The organism is Amycolatopsis pittospori (assembly GCF_013870525.1).
GTDB classification, from domain to species: Bacteria; Actinomycetota; Actinomycetes; order Mycobacteriales; family Pseudonocardiaceae; genus Amycolatopsis; species Amycolatopsis pittospori.
In genome coordinates, this window is the sequence record NZ_JACBXD010000028.1 from 53,736 (window position 1) to 69,994 (window position 16,259).

Annotated in this window: 18 protein-coding genes; 7 read left to right on the forward strand and 11 right to left on the reverse strand. The window is 68.9% G+C overall.

Going from position 1 to position 16,259, the window contains the following annotated elements; genetic code table 11:
• Positions 1-225 precede the first annotated feature (225 nt).
• Genes H5J31_RS17955 through H5J31_RS17965 form a run of 3 tightly spaced genes read right to left on the reverse strand, consistent with a single transcriptional unit; the run spans position 226 to position 2,347 of the window.
• A complete protein-coding gene (locus tag H5J31_RS17955) occupies positions 226-1,203 on the reverse strand; it encodes an alpha/beta fold hydrolase (protein ID WP_181773772.1) in 978 nt (325 codons plus the stop codon).
• Positions 1,204-1,236: 33 nt separating this feature from the next.
• Entirely contained in the window at positions 1,237-1,728 is a 492-nt protein-coding gene (locus tag H5J31_RS17960) for a DinB family protein (RefSeq protein WP_181773734.1), read from the reverse strand.
• Complete coding sequence (locus H5J31_RS17965; protein WP_181773735.1) at positions 1,718-2,347, reverse strand: class I SAM-dependent methyltransferase; 630 nt, start codon at positions 2,345-2,347, stop codon at positions 1,718-1,720. Before H5J31_RS17965 ends, H5J31_RS17960 begins: the two co-directional genes overlap by 11 nt.
• 91 nt (positions 2,348-2,438) lie before the next feature.
• Between H5J31_RS17965 and H5J31_RS17970 the strand changes: the two genes are divergently transcribed.
• The gene (locus tag H5J31_RS17970) at positions 2,439-3,011 is read left to right on the forward strand and encodes a helix-turn-helix domain-containing protein (protein ID WP_181773736.1); all 573 of its coding nucleotides are present in this window, start codon (positions 2,439-2,441) and stop codon (positions 3,009-3,011) included.
• Here the strand turns inward: H5J31_RS17970 and H5J31_RS17975 are convergent, their stop codons facing one another.
• Both H5J31_RS17975 and H5J31_RS17980 read right to left on the reverse strand, forming a co-directional pair.
• Positions 3,012-3,614 (reverse strand): response regulator transcription factor, encoded by a 603-nt coding sequence (locus tag H5J31_RS17975; RefSeq protein WP_181773737.1) that lies wholly within the window; start codon positions 3,612-3,614, stop codon positions 3,012-3,014.
• A complete protein-coding gene (locus H5J31_RS17980) occupies positions 3,611-4,729 on the reverse strand; it encodes a sensor histidine kinase (protein WP_181773773.1) in 1,119 nt (372 codons plus the stop codon). Before H5J31_RS17980 ends, H5J31_RS17975 begins: the two co-directional genes overlap by 4 nt.
• 143 nt (positions 4,730-4,872) lie before the next feature.
• On the opposite strand from H5J31_RS17980, the gene H5J31_RS17985 reads away from it, so the two are divergent.
• Genes H5J31_RS17985 through H5J31_RS17995 form a run of 3 tightly spaced genes read left to right on the forward strand, consistent with a single transcriptional unit; the run spans position 4,873 to position 8,022 of the window.
• Positions 4,873-5,757 (forward strand): ABC transporter ATP-binding protein, encoded by an 885-nt coding sequence (locus H5J31_RS17985; protein WP_181773738.1) that lies wholly within the window; start codon positions 4,873-4,875, stop codon positions 5,755-5,757.
• Between the two features lie 31 nt (positions 5,758-5,788).
• On the forward strand, positions 5,789-6,508 hold the full coding sequence (locus H5J31_RS17990; protein WP_181773739.1) for an ABC transporter permease: 720 nt from the start codon (positions 5,789-5,791) through the stop codon (positions 6,506-6,508).
• 44 nt (positions 6,509-6,552) lie between these two features.
• Positions 6,553-8,022, forward strand: coding sequence for an alpha/beta hydrolase (locus H5J31_RS17995; protein ID WP_181773740.1), 1,470 nt, complete (start codon positions 6,553-6,555; stop codon positions 8,020-8,022).
• A 186-nt stretch (positions 8,023-8,208) separates the two neighbouring features.
• Here the strand turns inward: H5J31_RS17995 and H5J31_RS18000 are convergent, their stop codons facing one another.
• The 5 genes from H5J31_RS18000 to H5J31_RS18020 form a co-directional block, all read right to left on the reverse strand.
• Positions 8,209-8,997 carry an ABC transporter permease gene (locus H5J31_RS18000; protein ID WP_181773741.1) on the reverse strand — a complete coding sequence of 263 codons (789 nt, stop codon included), beginning with the start codon at positions 8,995-8,997 and terminating at the stop codon, positions 8,209-8,211.
• Positions 8,994-9,944: an ATP-binding cassette domain-containing protein gene (locus H5J31_RS18005; RefSeq protein ID WP_181773742.1), complete on the reverse strand. Its 951-nt coding sequence runs from the start codon at positions 9,942-9,944 to the stop codon at positions 8,994-8,996. Before H5J31_RS18005 ends, H5J31_RS18000 begins: the two co-directional genes overlap by 4 nt.
• 28 nt (positions 9,945-9,972) lie before the next feature.
• A complete protein-coding gene (locus H5J31_RS18010) occupies positions 9,973-10,818 on the reverse strand; it encodes a DUF4097 family beta strand repeat-containing protein (RefSeq protein ID WP_181773743.1) in 846 nt (281 codons plus the stop codon).
• A 51-nt stretch (positions 10,819-10,869) separates the two neighbouring features.
• Positions 10,870-11,400 carry a toxin-antitoxin system HicB family antitoxin gene (locus H5J31_RS18015; protein WP_207898203.1) on the reverse strand — a complete coding sequence of 177 codons (531 nt, stop codon included), beginning with the start codon at positions 11,398-11,400 and terminating at the stop codon, positions 10,870-10,872.
• Between the two features lie 79 nt (positions 11,401-11,479).
• Positions 11,480-12,055 carry a TetR/AcrR family transcriptional regulator gene (locus H5J31_RS18020; protein WP_181773744.1) on the reverse strand — a complete coding sequence of 192 codons (576 nt, stop codon included), beginning with the start codon at positions 12,053-12,055 and terminating at the stop codon, positions 11,480-11,482.
• Positions 12,056-12,140: 85 nt separating this feature from the next.
• On the opposite strand from H5J31_RS18020, the gene H5J31_RS18025 reads away from it, so the two are divergent.
• A complete protein-coding gene (locus tag H5J31_RS18025) occupies positions 12,141-13,715 on the forward strand; it encodes an MDR family MFS transporter (RefSeq protein WP_181773745.1) in 1,575 nt (524 codons plus the stop codon).
• Between the two features lie 9 nt (positions 13,716-13,724).
• On the forward strand, positions 13,725-14,204 hold the full coding sequence (locus H5J31_RS18030; RefSeq protein WP_181773746.1) for a universal stress protein: 480 nt from the start codon (positions 13,725-13,727) through the stop codon (positions 14,202-14,204).
• Here H5J31_RS18030 and H5J31_RS18035 read toward each other — a convergent pair.
• Positions 14,118-15,086 carry a DMT family transporter gene (locus tag H5J31_RS18035; protein ID WP_181773747.1) on the reverse strand — a complete coding sequence of 323 codons (969 nt, stop codon included), beginning with the start codon at positions 15,084-15,086 and terminating at the stop codon, positions 14,118-14,120. The genes H5J31_RS18030 and H5J31_RS18035 overlap by 87 nt on opposite strands.
• Before the next feature lie 72 nt (positions 15,087-15,158).
• Between H5J31_RS18035 and H5J31_RS18040 the strand changes: the two genes are divergently transcribed.
• Complete coding sequence (locus H5J31_RS18040; protein WP_181773748.1) at positions 15,159-16,073, forward strand: LysR family transcriptional regulator; 915 nt, start codon at positions 15,159-15,161, stop codon at positions 16,071-16,073.
• Positions 16,074-16,259 lie beyond the last annotated feature (186 nt).

Sequence of the window (16,259 nt, forward strand, 5' to 3'; positions counted from 1 at the left end):
TAAGGCGAAGGTGGCGTGGTCGGTGCTGTTCGTTGCGTCCGGCCGCGTGGCGGGTGTTGCGAAAGCAACTCCGGAGGTTGGGCGTGGAGGCGTGACTCGTGTGCTTGGAGACGCCACTCGGGTGTGCGGCGTCTGAGCACGTGAGTTCCGTCTCCAAGCACACGAGATCCGTGTCCGGACACGCGAGTGTGGTGTCGGGTCACACAGGCCGGCGACCAAGCCACGTCACGGCTTGAGGAAGCCGACCAGTTCGGCGGTCACGAACCCGGGATTCTCCTCGGCCAGCCAATGTCCCGCCTTGGGCACCTCCACGGCGCGGGCGAGGTCGGCCACCCGGGGTGCCAGCGTCGCTTTCTGGGGTTCGAGCAGTCCTTCGGCGGTCATCAGCAAGGTCGGTGTGGTGATGGGCTTCGCCTCGGTGTTCGCGGCGGCGTCCTGACCGAGGGTGCGGTAGAGCTCGAACCCTCCGTGCAGGACCTCCGGCCTGCTGTAGGTGCGGGCGTACTCGCCGATTTCCGCCTCGTCGAAGGGCGGTGGCGCGCCGGGACCGCCGAAAGCGGTTCCGGCGTAGGCCACTTGGGGATAGAACAGGGAAAGGTATTCGCGGACGTCGTCACCGACGACGGCTTCGGGCACCGTTTTCTGTGAATGGAAAGCGATATGCCAGCTCAGATTCCGATATGCCGTCGCGTCCAGCGCGGGGCCCGGGAGCGGCAGGTCGAGATAAGCGAGTTTCGTGACGTCCTGGGGAAACTGCGCGGCGTAGCGGAAAGCGACCGCGGCCCCGAGGTCGTGGCCGGCGATCCGCACGTCGCGCAGTCCCAGACGTCCGCCGACGAGGCCGTGCACGTAGCGGGCGAGGGTGGCCTTGTCGTACGTGGGCGGCGCGCCGGTGCTGTCGCCCAGGCCGGGGAGGTCGAGGGCATACACCGTGAAGTGCTCGGCCAGCGCCGGCATCACGCGGTGCCAGGCATACCAGGTCTGCGGCCAGCCGTGCAGCAGGACGAGCGGTGCGCCGCGGCCACCGGTGACGTAGTGCATGCGGACGCCGTCGACGTCGGCGAACTCGTGACGGAACTGCCGGGTGAAGGATTCGTCGCCGCGGGTGATGGTCTCGTGGCTCGCGTCCCGGGCTTCGGCTCCGCACGCCGCCGTCGTGAGGACGAGAGCGGCGGTCAGCGTCGCGGCGACGCGTCTGAATATCCGGCGGGACATGGGAATCTCCGTTTCGGTGCTTCAACGTCCGGTGGTGCCGTCGATCAGTTCGCGCAGGATGTCGGCGTGTCCCGCGTGCCGCGCGGTCTCCTCGATCAGGTGCGTCAGCGTCCATCGCCGTGACGGCGCCGAGCGGCCGCGGTTCGCCGGGCGCGGACCCGGTTGGGTGAGGTCGTCCCAGGACGCCATCCCGGCGTTCGCTTCGGCGCCGGTTTCCCGATAAGTGGCGAGAATCGCCGCGGCCGTGTCGTCCGGGGCGGGCTGGAACGTCGCCGGCCAGTCGGTGACCTCGTGGCCGAGCAGCCAGTGCCGTTCCACGAAGGTCAGGTGGTTGACCAGGCCGAGCAGGCTGGTGCCCGACGGCACGCCCGGGGCACGGGCCTGGGCTTCCGACACGCCTTCCGCCTTGCCCGCGACGGAGGCGCGCAGATAGTCGAGGAAGCCGACGAGCACGTCCTGTTCGCCGGGCCCGGTCGACGGAGGGCCGGTGTCGCGTTTGCGCCTAGCGCCCATCGCCGGACCTCCTGAGCACCAGCACGTGGTCGACGACGGTCGCCGTACGGCCCGCCGGGCCGGTGGCCTGCCGCCGCGGGGTGTCCGCCCGGTCGATCGACCATTCGGCGGGGTCGAGCGCCAGGTCGGCGGCCACTTCCCAGGGCGTCGGATACGTGGTGTCCGGATCCTGGTTCCACGACCAAGGCGCGGTGGATCCGTGATCGACGACGGTCAGCCGACCGCCCGGGGCAACCGCTTTCGCGGCGGTCCGCAGGACGTGGGCACGGTCCAGCGCGAACGGGGTGTGCAGGTACTGCGCGGACACCAGGTCGAAAGTGCCGTCGGGGAAGTCCCCGGCGAGATCGACCCGGAGGGCCGTGATCGGTGCCCCGAGGCTTTCGGCGCGCCGCTGGAGTGAACGCACGGCCGCCCCGGAGATGTCGACCGCCGTCACCGTCCAGCCGTGGACCGCCAGCCACAACGCGTCCCCGCCCGCGCCGCAGCCGAGGTCGAGGGCGTCGCCCGGCGTCAGCGGCCCGGCGATCTCGGCCAGTCTCGGGTTCACCCGCGGCGACCCGGCGGCGCGCCGTTCGTAAAGCTCGTCCCAGAATTCCGTGGCCTGGTCCGGAGCGTTCATTCCTCACCTCGCATGATCGGTTCGGGACCTACCTTCGCCTCGGAACCCGACAGATGGCACGAAAACTTGCCGACCTGGCAAGATCGGGTTCATGGCGGACGAGACCGACGAGGTGCTGGACGCGGTGGGCCCGCGGCTGCGCGCCCTGCGCAAACAGCGCGGTTTGACCCTGGCCGATCTGTCGGCGGCGACCGGGACCTCGGAAAGCACCTTGTCCCGGCTGGAAAGCGGCGGGCGACGGCCGACCCTGGAACTCCTGCTACCGCTGGCCCGCGTGTACGGCGTGCCGCTCGACGATCTCGTCGGCGCCCCTCGGACGGGCGATCCGCGGATCCATCTGCAGCCGATCCACCGTCACGGCATGACGTTCCTCCCGCTCACCCGCCGCGCGGGCGGGGTGCAGGCCTTCAAGATGCTGATCCCCAGCCGTCCGGAGCCGGCGGAACCCACCCCGCAGACCCACGGCGGCTACGAATGGGTGTATGTCCTCAATGGACGGTTACGGCTGGTCGTCGGCGACCGGGACATGGTGCTGCCGCCCGGGGAGGCCGCCGAATTCGACACGGCGCTGCCGCATTGGCTCGGCTCGGCCGATGGTCACGCCGTCGAAACCCTCGTCCTGTTCGGGCCCCAGGGCGAGCGGGCCCACGTCCGGCCGCGTTAGCTACAGCCAGTCGTGTTCGCGGGCGTACCGCGCGGCTTCGTGCCGGCTCTGGGTCTGGGTCTTCTGCATGGCGTTGGAGAGATAGTTGCGCACCGTGCCCTGCGCGAGATGCAGCTGGTTCGCGATCTCGGCGACGGAATAGCCCTCGCCGGTCACCCTCAGGACGTCGAGTTCCCGTTCGGTGAGAGGGCAGTCGTCGACGACGGCGAGCGCGGAGACATCCGGGTCGATCCAGCGTTTGCCGCCGTGCAGGATGGCGATGACCGAGGTGATGTGCGCGGGTTCGGCGGATTTGCTGACGAACCCCTGGACCCCGAGTTTGAGCGCCTTGCGGAGCACCCCGGGTTTCGCGTGCCGGGTCAGCATGAGGATGACCTGGTTCGGCCGGGTGCGGCGGATCTCCTCGACAGCGCCGAGGCCGTCCACACCGGGCATTTCGAGGTCGATGACGAGAACGTCGGGCTCGTGCCGCAGGGTGGCCTCGATGGCCTCCTCGCCGTTCTCCGCTTCGGCGAGCACGGTGATCTCGCCTTCGAGCGGGAGCAGCGCGGCCATCGCCTTGCGGAGCAGGGCCTCGTCGTCGGCGAGCACCACGGTGGTCATCGCTTCTCCAGTGCTTCGGTACGTCGGTGCGGGAAGGCGGCGGCCGTCACGAACTGACCGTCGTCCTGTTCGACCGTCAGTTCGCCTCCCTCGGCGGCGACGCGTTGTTCGAGGGCGGCCAGCCCCCGGAGTTCGGGCAACGGCGCCTGCTGGGCGCCGTCGTTGACGATGGTGATGCTCCACTCCGCCAAGGTGATCCGCACCCGCGTCGCCTGGGCGTGCCGCAGGATGTTGGTCGTCGTCTCACGCAGGACCTGCCCGAGCAGCTCGTTCGCACCGGCGGCGACGTCACCCTCGCGGTTGATCCGCACGTGGATCCCGGCGGCCTCGAAGAGGTTCCTCGCGTTCTCCAGTTCGGCGGAAAGGTTGAGCCGCCGCTGGGCGTAGGCGAGTTCCTTGGTCTGGGTGATGGTGTCGGCCACGAGTTCGTGGATCTCCCCCAGTTCCTGTTTGGCCCGTTCGGTGTCGATGTCCACCAGTTTCCTGGCGAGCGCCGCCTTCAGCTTCACCACGTGCAGGGTGTGGCCCTGGATGTCGTGCAGATCGCCGGCGAACCGGACGCGCTCGCGGATGACGGCCAGCTCCGCTTCCCGTTCCCGCGCCTCCTCGAGTTCCGCGACGACGTCGTAGAACTTCTTGTTGGGGAACATGAGCCCGAGCACGATTACGGTGATCCCCGTCGGAACGTAGACGAACTTGAGCAGGTGGCCGGAGACGTCGTCGGGCGACATCAGCACTCCCGCGGCGCCGATCGCCGCGATGTAGCCGACGAGCGCGAGGGCGGCCCAAGCCCGATGGCGGGACAGCTGGGGGACGACGAGGGAGCCGGCGAACGAGAGTCCGAAGAAGGCCGAACCGCCATCGACCACGAAAACGGAGAACGGCCATACCGCCGCCGCGACGAGCAGGCACGGGAGCGCCACCCGGAAGAGCTCACCCGACGTCCAGCGCACGAAGGCCACCAAAGCCGCCACCACGCTCGTGCTCAGGATGATGGCCTGCCACCAGGACCGCGCGTCCGTCGAGACCACGACCACCCCGGAGACGACGAACAGCGGGATGAACATGACCCGGTTGAGTCTGCGTAGTTGGCCCTGTGCCGGCTCGGCGTCCACATCAGACATCGTCCCAGTATCGTCCCCCGGTCGTGGCGGCCACCAGTGACACCACGTCATATGTTCACCCCAACGAATGTCATGGGCGGACAGTGACGTCACCGCACTGGCCGGAACGCGCCCGAGCCGGTGGAATTCACGGCATGACCTCGACACCAGTGATCGACGTTGACCGGCTCAACCTCAAGTACGGCGACTTCCACGCCGTGAAGGATCTGTCCTTTCAGGTGGGACGAGGCGAGTTCTATGCCCTGTTGGGCACGAACGGCGCGGGCAAGACCTCGACGCTCGAAACCATCGAAGGACACCGGACGCCGACGTCCGGCACCGTGCGGGTGCTCGGCCTGAGCCCGCGGGACCGCGCCACCGTCCGTCCCAAGATGGGGATCATGTTGCAGGAGAGCGGTTTCTCCCCGGATCTGACGGTGAAGGAATCGATCCGGCTGATCGGGACGCTGACGCAGCGCACCGACCGGGTCGAACGGGTACTCGGCGTCGTGGACCTGACCCGCAAGGCGAACACGAAGGTGTCACAACTTTCCGGCGGCGAGAAGCGGCGGCTGGACTTCGCCACCGCGGTGTACGGCACGCCGGAACTGGTGTTCCTGGACGAGCCGACGACCGGTCTGGACATCCAGTCGCGTGACGCGCTGTGGGACGCCGTCGACAAGCTGCGCGAGGACGGCTCCACGATCGTGCTCACCACGCACTACCTCGAAGAGGCACAGCAGCGTGCCGATCGCATCGGCCTGATGCACCGCGGCACCTTCCACCAGGAGGGGACGGTCTCCGAGCTGACGCGGACGCTGCCCGCCGTGATCAAGTTCTCGCTTCCGCCCTCGGCGCCTTCGCTGCCGTTGCAGGGCAAGCCCGGCGGTGACGGGAAGTTCGTCATCGAGACGTTCGGCCTGCAGAAGGACCTCCACGTCCTGTTGCGCTGGGCACAGGACCACGCGGTGGAACTGCGAGACCTCGAAGCCGGCCCGACCCGGCTCGACGACGTCTTCCGCGCCATCGACAACGACTGACCGACCCCGCGATCCACAAAGGACTCCAGCCATGCTTTCCATCGCCTACAGCGAGCTGATCCAGATTTTCCGGAACCGCTCGGTGCTGATCACCAGTTTCGTGATGCCCATCGCGATCTCCGCGTTCTTCGTCTACCAGCACGAACTCTTCGCGCAAGTGGGCAGCCTCGGCTACATCGCGGCGATCGTGATGTTCACCGTGTGCGCCTTCGGCCTCTACACCAGCTCCGTGACCACGCTGGCCTCCCGCCGCCAGAACCTGTTCCTCAAGCGCCTGCGTTCCACCGCCGCGGGTGACGGCTCCATCCTGACCGGGCTGGTGCTGCCGGTCACCGTCATCGCGCTGGTCCAGGTGGCCGTGATCATGGTCGTGCTGGGCGTGGTCACCGGTACGCCGTCCAACATCGGACTGCTGGCGCTGGCCGTACTCGCCACCGTCGCCATGATGATCGGGCTCGGCCTGGCCACCGCCGGCCTGACCAACTCCCCGGAGCACGCCCAGGTCACCACCCTGCCGGTCAGCCTAGGCGTCATCGCCGTGGCCAGCTGGGTCGGCATCTCCGGTACCGAGGAACTCACCCTGCTCAAGCGTCTCCTGCCCGGGGGCTCGGCCACCGAACTCGTCGTCAACGCCTGGAACGGCGGCGTCGCCGTCACCGATTCGCTGCTCCTGCTCGCGCCCACCCTCGCCTGGGTCGTCGTCGCCGTCGTCCTGGCCACCCGGCTCTTCCGCTGGGAACCGCGCCGGTGACTCGTCCTTTGTGGACAAAGACGCCCCTTCCAGGAGGAAACCCCATGCGTAAGGCTCTTCTTCCCGTTCTCACCGCCGCACTGCTGGCGGCGTCGACACCGGCGGTCGCGTCGGCCGCCACTCCCCTGAAGTGGGGACCGTGCCCCGAGGAGGCCGCGAAACCCGGACTGGAGTGCGCCACCCTCGACGTCCCGCTCGACTACCGCGACCCGGACGGGAAGACGATCGAGATCGCGATCTCGCGCCTGAAGAGCACCAAACCGGAAAAGCGCCGCGGCGTGCTGATGACCAACACCGGCGGGCCCGGCGGCGAAGGCCTCGCCTACCCCGACACCCTCAAGAAACTCGGGGTGCCGCAGGAGGTGCTGGACAGCTACGACGTCATCGGGATGGACCCGCGGGGTGTGCACAACAGCACCCCGGTGACCTGTGGACTGACGCTGGCGGATCATCCGACCAACATCCCGCTCCACGCCCGGAACCCCGCCGACGTCACGGCCGAGGCCCAGCGGGTCGCCGCCGTCGCCGCGAAGTGCGGGTCTTCGGCCACGGCGTCGATGCTGCCGTACATCTCCACCGCCAACACCGCCCGTGACATGGACCAGGTCCGGGAGGCGCTCGGCGAGAAGAAGGTGAACTACTTCGGCATCTCGTACGGCACCTACCTCGGTTCGGTGTACACGTCGCTGTTCCCCGAACGCAGCGACCGGTTCCTGATCGACAGTGCGACCGGCCCCGGCGGCTGGGACGCCGCCTTCACGCGGATGTTCGCGCAGGGTGTCGAAGACCGCTTCCCGGACTTCGCGAAGTTCGCCGCTTCGAAGCCCGAGTACGGCCTGGGCCGGACGCCCGCGCAGGTGACGGCCAAGTTCTACGAACTCGCCGCGCGGCTCGACCAGAAGCCGAGCCCGGAAGGCTACGACGGCCGGGTCTTCCGCCAGATCCTGTTCGCCGATCTCTACTACGACAAGAACCTGCCGAAGCTGGCCGCGACGTGGCAGGCGCTGGACACCGGTAAGCCGGTGCCCCAGCCGACGTCCACCTCGTCCACCCCGGGCGCAGGCACGACGGCGTACCCGTCGGACAACTACCTGGCCAGCCAGCTGCACGTGATCTGCAACGACTCCGACTGGCCGGAAGACGTCCGGACCTACCAGCGCAACGTCGCGATCGACCGGTTCCGGCACCCGATGTTCGGCGCGGCCGCCGCGAACATCACGCCGTGCGCGTACTGGCCGTCCGAGCCGGTGGAACCGCCGGTGAAGGTCACCGACCGCGGCCCGTCGAACGTCCTGATCGTGCAGAACCTCCGCGACCCGGCCACCCCGCTGGCCGGAGCCCGGAAGCTGCGTGAGGCCTTCGGCGACCGTGCCCGGATGGTCACCGCCGACCAGGGCGGGCATCTGGCCTACCTGTTCAAGGACAACCGGTGCGCCAACGACATCGCGACGAAGTTCCTGGTGACCGGGGAACGTCCGCGACACGATCGCGCGTGTGGCGCCGAAGGGCCATGACCTGCAGCGATTCGGTTCAGGACCGAGAGTGTCGTTCCAAGGTCCGTGAAGGCCTCCTTCACTACCGTCAGGGTAGGGAAGGAGGCCTTCACGACGCCTTCCGCCTGGGCGCGGCGCCGGTGAGCTCAGGGCACCGGGAAGACCCGCGGCGACCTGGCCGATCAGCCGAACAGCTTCACCCTGGCATCAGCGGTCGCGTTCCTTGGCGAACAAGGACTTCGACCACACGTAGCCGACGAGCGCGAGCAGGACGCACCAGCCGAGCGCCAGCGGGCCGCTGCCGCCGATCGGCGTGCCGAGCAGGAGACCGCGGATCGTCTCGATGATCGGCGTGAACGGCTGGTAGTCGGCGAACCAGCGCAGCCACGCGGGCATCGAGTCGGTGGGGACGAAACCGCTGCCGAGGAAGGGAAGCAGCATGAAGATCATCGGTGAGTTGCTGGCCGTCTCGACGCTCTTCGCGGCCAGGCCCAGCGCGACCGACAGCCAGGTGAGCGCGATGGTCAGCAGCAACAGCACCCCGACCGCCGCGAACCAGTCCCCGACACCGGCCGTCGGCGAGAAACCGATGAGCAGCGTGACCCCGAAGACGACGGCGAGCGCGAACGCGGTCTGGATGAGCGCGCCGACGACGTGCCCTGTCAGTACCGAAGCCTTACTGATCGCCATGGTGCGGAAGCGGGCGATGATGCCTTCGGTCATGTCCGTCGCGACGGAGATGGCGGTGCCGAGGGCGGCGCTGCATACGGTGATCAGCAGGATGGCCGGCGTCACGTAACCGACGTACTCGGCCCGTCCGCCCGCGCCGCCGAGGCCGTTCCCGAGCGTGCCGCCGAAGACGTAGACGAACAGCAGCAGGAAAACGATCGGCTGGCCGACCAGCATGATGGTGAGCGACGGATACCGTTGCATATGCCGGAGATTGCGGCGCAGCATCGTCGCGGAATCGCGCATCGAGAGGGACAGCGTGGTCATCGGGCCAGCTCCTTGGTCGGTTCGGTCCGGTGACCGGTGAGGCTGAGGAACACGTCGTCGAGATCCGGGGTGTGCACGGTGAGGCTGTCGACCGGGACGGCTTCGGCGTCGAGCCGGTCCAGCACGGCGCGCAGCGCGGCGACGGTGCCGTCGGTCGGCACACGCAGCGCCAAGGCCTCTTCGTCCGATGTGGACACTCGAAGCACGCGAGTGGCACTCCGCAACGACGCGGTGTCGGGAAAGCGCAGTTGCATGTGTCCGCCGGGTGCGCGGCGCTTCAGTTCGTCGGGCGTTCCCTGCGCGACGATCCGGCCGCCGTCGAGGACGGCGATGCGGTCGGCGAGCTGATCGGCCTCTTCCAGATACTGCGTGGTGAGGAAGATCGTCACGCCGTTCGCGACGAGGTCACGGATGATCTGCCACATCGTGCGGCGGCTGCGCGGGTCGAGTCCGGTGGTCGGCTCGTCGAGGAAGATGACCTTGGGGTCGCCGATCAGCGTCATCGCGAGGTCGAGCTTGCGGCGCATGCCGCCCGAGAACGTCGACGGCGTCTTCTTCGCGACCTCGGTCAGGTCGAACCGTTCCAGCAACTCGGCGGCGCGCTCGCGCCCCGCGCGGCGTGGCAGATGGTGCAGATCCGCCATGAGGAACAGGTTCTCCTCGCCGGTCAGGAGATTGTCGACCGCGGAGAACTGGCCGGTGAGTCCGATGGCGGCGCGGACGCCGTCGGGATCGGTGGCCAGGTCGGCACCGGCGATGGTGGCGGCACCGCCGTCCGCACCGACCAAAGTGGACAGGATGTTGACGGTGGTGGTCTTGCCCGCGCCGTTGGGGCCGAGCAACGAGAAGATGGTGCCGGGCGGGACGTGCAGATCGATACCGTCCAGCACGACCTTGTCGCCGTAGGACTTGCGCAGTCCGGTCGCGGAAATGGCCGGGTGTCTCATGTGGATTCCCCTGGAGGTTCGTGGCGGGTCAGGAACGGCGGATGACGATGTCGCCGACAGAGGTGCCGGCGTGGACTTCGAGCTTGTCGGTCGTGGCGCCGGGCTCACCGGAGGCGTCCATTTCGTTGAGGACCCGGCCGAAGGTGGTCTTCACGTCGAGCCAGGCCGCGCTGCCCGCGCGGACGCCGATCTCGATGTTGCCCAGGGAGGTCTCGAGCGTGAGCGTGCCCCGGGCCGCGTCCAGGACGCGGATCGCGCCGTTGGCGGTTTTGGCTTCGACCCCTTCTTCGGCCCTGTCGACGGAGATGTCGCCGTTGGCCGAGCGGACGCGCAGCGCGTCACCGGCCGTGCCGATGGTGGTGGGACCGTTGGAGTTCTTGACGACACCGGTACCGGTGATCTCGCCGATGTGCACCCGTCCGGTGCTGGTGCTGATGTCGGCGTTGCCCTCGACGTGTTCGACGGTGATGTTCCCGGCGGCGGTGTGCAGGTTCAGCTCGCCGGCGTGGTCGAGCTGGATGCTCCCGGTACCGGACTTGTAGCGGCATTCGCCGAGCCGCCCGGTGACGTGGAGATCACCGAGGCCGGTGCGGCCCTGGAGCCGCGACCCGGCGGGCAGTTCGATGGTCACGTCGATCGACCTGGTCTTGCGGGAGAAATCGATCAGACGCATTTTCGGCGCCTTGACCGACAACGTGCCGCCGGTGAATTCGACGACGGTCTGCTCCGCGGCCTTGACGTCGGAGTCGTCGGTCTTGTCGACCGGGGTGACCTCGACGACCGTGTCGGCGCGGTCGCCGGCGACGATGCGGACGTTCCCGACGACGGGGTCGACGTCCACGAGGATCGGTTCCGGAGTGGCGAAAGAAGGCATGGTTGTCCCCTCAAATGTGGTGCGTTGGATTTTCTTGCTGGTCAGGCGGGTCTAGCTGACCCAGCCCGTGTAGTGCTGAGCGGCGCGGCGGCCGCCCACGGGAGTGGCCGGAGCGGGCTGGGCCGCCGTCGGCTGTAGTGCGGCGGACGCGGCCCTCACGAGCCACGCGTTGACCGAACGGCCTTGCGCGGCAGCGGCTTCCTCGACGCGTGCCTTGAGGTTCTCCGGCAGCCGGAAGTTGATCCGTGCCGTGGCCCCCTCGTCCTCGGGCACCGCGGGATCTTGGGGCTGTGGCGCCGAAACGACGTTGTCGGCGACGACCGGCTCCGTCGGCCCGGCGGCCGGGACGTTGACGGCGAAGCTCGCTTCCCCGGCACGCAGCCGGACCTCGACCGAACCGGGGGCGAGATCCCGCGTGATCTCGTCCGACGCGGCGGACAACGCCTCCAGCAGCGTGAGGTGGATGGCCGACGCCAGCGGCGCGGTCAGACGTTCGGCGAGCGCGCTCGCCTCCGCCCCGCCCGCCTCGGCGGCGACCGCGAGCTCTCGGCGAACCTTGTCCACAAACGGCGTCAAGTCCATGACGCCACTATGGCACCACCGTGGCGCCATTGCAAGTACAAAGTGGTGCCACCGTGCGCCAAAGTGGCGTCTACGCAGGTCAGCGCAGGCGAACGCGACTCAGCAGACGGTCCACGAGATCCGGGAGCGACTGATCGTCCGGCCCTTCCAGCCAGAGGACGTTCCCGGTCCGCAGGGTGGCGAGGAACGTCGCCGCCGTGAGACGGGCCAGCTCCTGATCCAGCCCCCGGTCGAGCAGCACCGCCGTCAGATCGCGTTCCAGGGCGATCTGATCGCCGGCCTGCCGCGCGAGGAGCGACGGATGCCGTCGCAGCAGCCGAAGTTGCGCCACCCATTCACGGTCGGGGACGGGATGTGCCCGATACAGCTCCTGGCACGCCGCGCGCAGCGCGGGCCACGGCCTCTCACCGGACGGCCTGCCTTCGACCAGCGACACCAGCAGGCCGGTCCGCTCACGGTCGGCATACAGGATCGCGTCCTCTTTGTTCGCGAAGTAGTTCGAGAAGGTCCGCCGGGACACGCCCGCCGCGTCGGCGATGTCCTCGACCGTCACGCCGTCGAGACCGTGCTCCATCGCCAGGCGAAGCGCGGCCTCGTGCAGCGAGTGCCGCGTCGCCGCCTTCTTACGGGTGCGGAGCGTGTCGAGAGTGTCCACAAGGACAGCGTAGCGAGGGGAATAAAGTGCCCACTGTGCAAGTTTGCACAATGAGCAATAATTGTCCGGGGCTCGAAGGGACGCCATGAAGACCGAAGGAACCACGGCGGAGGCGCCGACCGGCGCGATGGGGCACCGCCAGGTGCTCGAATCGCTGTCGGGGCTGCTGCTCGCGCTGCTGGTGGCCATGATCAGCTCGACGGTCGTGTCGACCGCGCTGCCGCTGATCATCGGCTCGCTGAACGGCAGTCAGACGCAGTACACGTGGGTGGTCACGGCCACCCTGCTGGCGGCCACCGCCACCACCCCGATCTGGGGCAAACTCGCCGACCTGTTCAACAAGAAGACACTGGTCCAGGTCGCGATCGTGCTCTTCGTGATCGGGTCGATGATCAGCGGTTTCAGCCAGAACACCGGACAGCTGATCGCCGCCCGCGCGTTCCAGGGCATCGGCGTCGGCGGTCTGCAGGCACTGGTCCAGGTGGTGATCGCGGCGATCATCCCGCCGCGTGAACGCGGCCGCTACAACGGCTACCTCGGCGCCGTCATGGCCGTCGCCACGGTCGGCGGACCACTGCTCGGCGGCCTGATCGTGGACGTGCCGTGGCTGGGCTGGCGCTGGTGCTTCTTCGTCGGCGTGCCGATCGCGGTGCTGGCGTTCATCGTGCTGCAGCGGACCCTGAAGCTGGAAACCGTGCGCCGGGACGACGTCCAGGTCGACTACCTCGGTGCCGGCCTCATCGCCGCCGGCGTGAGCGTCCTGCTGATCTGGGTCTCGTTCGTCGGCAACTCGTTCGACTGGCTGTCCTGGCAGACCGCCGCCATGGTGGCGGGCGGCGTCGTACTCCTCGCGGTCGCCGTGCTGGTGGAGCGGAAGGTCCGCGAACCCGTCGTACCGCTGCACATCATCACCCAGCGCACCCCCGCGCTGGCGATCATCGCGAGCCTCGCTGTCGGCATGGCCATGTTCGGCGGTGCGGTGTTCCTCGGCCAGTACTTCCAGGTCGGCCGCGGTTACTCACCCACCGAGGCCGGGCTGCTGACCATCCCGCTGATGGCGGGCGTGCTCGTGTCCTCGACCGTCACCGGACGCCTGATCAGCCGCTCCGGCTCGATCAAGCCGTACATCGTGGCGGGCACGATCACCCTGGTGATCGGGTTCCTCGGACTGGGCACGGTCGACCACGCCTCGCCGCTGTGGCTGGTCGGCATCGCGATGGCGATCGTCGGCATCGGGGTCGGCATGACCATGCAGAACCTCGTGCTCGCCGTGCAGAACACGGTGCCCTTGCGGGATTTGGGCTCGGCGAGCGCCTCGGTCACGTTCTTCCGGTCGCTCGGCGGCACCATCGGGGTCTCGGTGCTGGGCGCTGTGCTCGCGAACCGGGTGACCGCCGACCTGTCGACCGCGTTGCACGTGCCTGCCGGTCAGTCGACGGGCAGCGTCAGCGCGCTGAACCTCAAGGCACTCCCGCCGGAGATCCAGACGGTCGTGCACACCGTGTACGGCGACGCGACCGCGCACATCTTCCTGATCTCCGCGGCGGTGGGCGTCGTGGGCGTGATCGCGGCGCTGCTGCTGAAGCCGCTCACCCTGCGCACGACCCTCGACGTGGAAACGAAGACCGAAGAGCCGGCGTCCGACCCGGTCGCCGGATAGGGGCCCGGGATGAGCGCGCCTGGGGCCTTCGAGTCCACTGTGGAGCGTTTCGGCCCGCCCCGGCGCCGGTCGGGGCGGGCCATCCTGGTCGGGGTCGACGGCTCCGACACGGCCATGCGGGCGGCGGCCTTCGCCTTCGGCATGGCAAGACGCGAGAACGGCAGGCTGATCGTCGCCTTCGTCGTCTGCCGCACGGCGCTGACGAACCTCGGCCCGGCGGTCGCGGCGACGGTCGAGCACGACACGACGCTGCAGTTGTACGCCGAACTCCGGGAGCAGATCCGCGAGGCGGCCGAAGAACTGGAAGTGCCGGTCAGCTTCCTGAAGACCTTCGGCGATCCCTACACGGCTTTGCGCGACACCGCCGACCGCAGCCAGGTCGACACGGTCGTGGTCGGAGCCTCACAGAAGGCGGGACACCGGTTCGCGGGCTCGGTCGCCACGAAGCTCATCAAGGCCGGGCATTGGCCGGTGCTCGTGGTTCCTTGACGACCGAGCGCCCAGGAGCGACACGGCTCCCACCACGGCGACGACCAGCGCGCAGCCGGTCAGTTGCAGCGGGGTCGGCCATTGGCCGAGCAGGGCGGCCCCGAACAGGATCGCGGCGGCGGGTTGCAGCATGAGCACGGCGGACCCGCCGCTCGCCGGCAGCGCCGAAAACGCCTTGCCCACCAGGAGCCACCCGAGCACCTGCCCGGTCACGGCCAGCAGGAGCAGCCACAGGAGTGCCGAAGCCGATGGCGTGACGTCGAGATTTCCCGCCACCAGGCCCGAAAGGGCGCCCACGGACGCGGACGCGGCGGTCGCGGTGGCGAGCATCGTCGTCCGGCCGCCGCCTTCGGTTCCGGCGCGGCGCAACAGGATGAGGTAACCGGCGTAGGCGACACCCGCCAGCAGCGCCATGACGGTTCCGTACCAGGGATCGCTGCCCGCGGCACCGCCGTCCGCCAGTCCCCCGGCCAGCGCCGTACCCGCCAGCATCAGCGGGATCGACATCCAGAACATCCGGGACGGCCGCTCGCCGAACCACAGCAATCCGGCCAGCGGGACGAGGACGACCTGGACGTTGACCAGCGCCGTCGCGACACCCGCGCCGACGGCGAGGATCGCCTCGCTCCACAGCACCATGTCGATCCCGAGCAGGACGCCCGCCAGCACGTGCCGCCGTCGCGCGGCCGGGGTCGGACGATGCCCCCGTTCCCGCGTCCGGGCCAGGACGACGAGGATCGGCAACGCGAACAGGCAGCGGAAGAACGTCGCCGTCGTCGAGCTCACGCCGGACAGCGCGACGAACGGGGCGGACAGGGCGATCGCCAAGGCGCCGAGCAGTCCCTGGGTCCGGGGATCGGCGAGGATTCGGGAGTGGGGCATGACTTCGATTCGACCGCACGACAGGCGGCGGGACCAGCGAGATCCTCTTACCCCGAGGGTTAAGCTCGGCTAATGAGTGGCGATCTGTCCAATGTGGAACGACTGCGGATGCTGCACGCGGTGTGGCGGCGCGGCTCGCTCGCGGCGGCGGCCGAACTGCTGCACGTGACGCCGTCGGCGATCTCCCAGCAGCTGACCAAACTGGAACGGGAGGCGGGCACCGAGCTCCTCGTCCGGCACGGGCGCGGCGTCCGGCTCACCCCGGCCGGCCTGCTGCTCGCACAACGTTCGGACCGCGTCCTCGCCGAACTCCGGGCCGCGCGCGCCGACCTGGACTCGCTCACCGGGGAGACGACCGGCGTCGTCGAGATCGGCGCCATCCCGTCCGGGGTGCACACGTTCATCGCGCCCGCGCTCACCGGCCTCGCCGTCCGCCACCCCGGTATCGAGGCCCGGCTGCACGAGGTCGAACCGGAGGCGGCCCTGCCCGCCCTCGCCGACGGCGTCTTCGACGTCGTGGTCGTGGAAAGCTGGGAGAACCTGCCGCTCACCAGGCCGCCGAACACCCGCTGGACCGTCCTGCGCGACGATTCGGCGATGATCGTGCTCCCCGCCGGGCACCCTCTGGCCGGCGCGGAAACGGTGCGCGCCGAAGACCTGGCGGACGAGATCTGGGTCGCCTGGGCCCGCCCCACACTGGCGAACGTCTGGCTGAGCCAAACCCTGCGCGAACGCGGCATCGAACCGACGGTGCGGCATACGGTCAGCGGATTCGGCACGCAGTTCGCCGTGGTCGCCGGGCTCGGCGCCGCCACCCTGGTCCCGAGTATGGCCACCACGATCGCGCCGCCGGACGTGGTGTGCGCCGCACTCGAACCGCCGCTGCACCGGCAGCTCTACGCCGTGCAGCCCCAGGGCGAGACGCGCCCCGCCGTCGCAGAATGCGTCACGGCGATGGTGGAGGCGGCTCGCACCTGGGGCGGCTGATGGTCGTGAGTGGCGATTCGTCACGCGTCACCATTTGGCACCTTGCCTCACGGGAGGCGTTGCGAAAGCCACTTTCGCAACCTTCAACGTTGCGAAAGTGGCTTTCGCAACGTCGTCGCCGTGGCGGACCGTGCCAGGTCAAGCTGGTCGTGAGTGGCGATTCGGGTTAGAACCCGAATCGCCACT

What these genes read in the sequence shown, in the direction of transcription:
- H5J31_RS17960 (WP_181773734.1), bottom strand. Translation starts at nt 1,728, where the DNA reads ATGGGCGCTAGGCGCAAACGCGACACCGGCCCTCCGTCGACCGGGCCC.
- H5J31_RS17965 (WP_181773735.1), bottom strand. Translation starts at nt 2,347, where the DNA reads ATGAACGCTCCGGACCAGGCCACGGAATTCTGGGACGAGCTTTACGAA.
- H5J31_RS17970 (WP_181773736.1), top strand. Translation starts at nt 2,439, where the DNA reads ATGGCGGACGAGACCGACGAGGTGCTGGACGCGGTGGGCCCGCGGCTG.
- H5J31_RS17975 (WP_181773737.1), bottom strand. Translation starts at nt 3,614, where the DNA reads ATGACCACCGTGGTGCTCGCCGACGACGAGGCCCTGCTCCGCAAGGCG.
- H5J31_RS17985 (WP_181773738.1), top strand. Translation starts at nt 4,873, where the DNA reads ATGACCTCGACACCAGTGATCGACGTTGACCGGCTCAACCTCAAGTAC.
- H5J31_RS17990 (WP_181773739.1), top strand. Translation starts at nt 5,789, where the DNA reads ATGCTTTCCATCGCCTACAGCGAGCTGATCCAGATTTTCCGGAACCGC.
- H5J31_RS17995 (WP_181773740.1), top strand. Translation starts at nt 6,553, where the DNA reads ATGCGTAAGGCTCTTCTTCCCGTTCTCACCGCCGCACTGCTGGCGGCG.
- H5J31_RS18000 (WP_181773741.1), bottom strand. Translation starts at nt 8,997, where the DNA reads ATGACCACGCTGTCCCTCTCGATGCGCGATTCCGCGACGATGCTGCGC.
- H5J31_RS18005 (WP_181773742.1), bottom strand. Translation starts at nt 9,944, where the DNA reads ATGAGACACCCGGCCATTTCCGCGACCGGACTGCGCAAGTCCTACGGC.
- H5J31_RS18010 (WP_181773743.1), bottom strand. Translation starts at nt 10,818, where the DNA reads ATGCCTTCTTTCGCCACTCCGGAACCGATCCTCGTGGACGTCGACCCC.
- H5J31_RS18015 (WP_207898203.1), bottom strand. Translation starts at nt 11,400, where the DNA reads ATGGACTTGACGCCGTTTGTGGACAAGGTTCGCCGAGAGCTCGCGGTC.
- H5J31_RS18025 (WP_181773745.1), top strand. Translation starts at nt 12,141, where the DNA reads ATGAAGACCGAAGGAACCACGGCGGAGGCGCCGACCGGCGCGATGGGG.
- H5J31_RS18030 (WP_181773746.1), top strand. Translation starts at nt 13,725, where the DNA reads ATGAGCGCGCCTGGGGCCTTCGAGTCCACTGTGGAGCGTTTCGGCCCG.
- H5J31_RS18035 (WP_181773747.1), bottom strand. Translation starts at nt 15,086, where the DNA reads ATGCCCCACTCCCGAATCCTCGCCGATCCCCGGACCCAGGGACTGCTC.
- H5J31_RS18040 (WP_181773748.1), top strand. Translation starts at nt 15,159, where the DNA reads ATGAGTGGCGATCTGTCCAATGTGGAACGACTGCGGATGCTGCACGCG.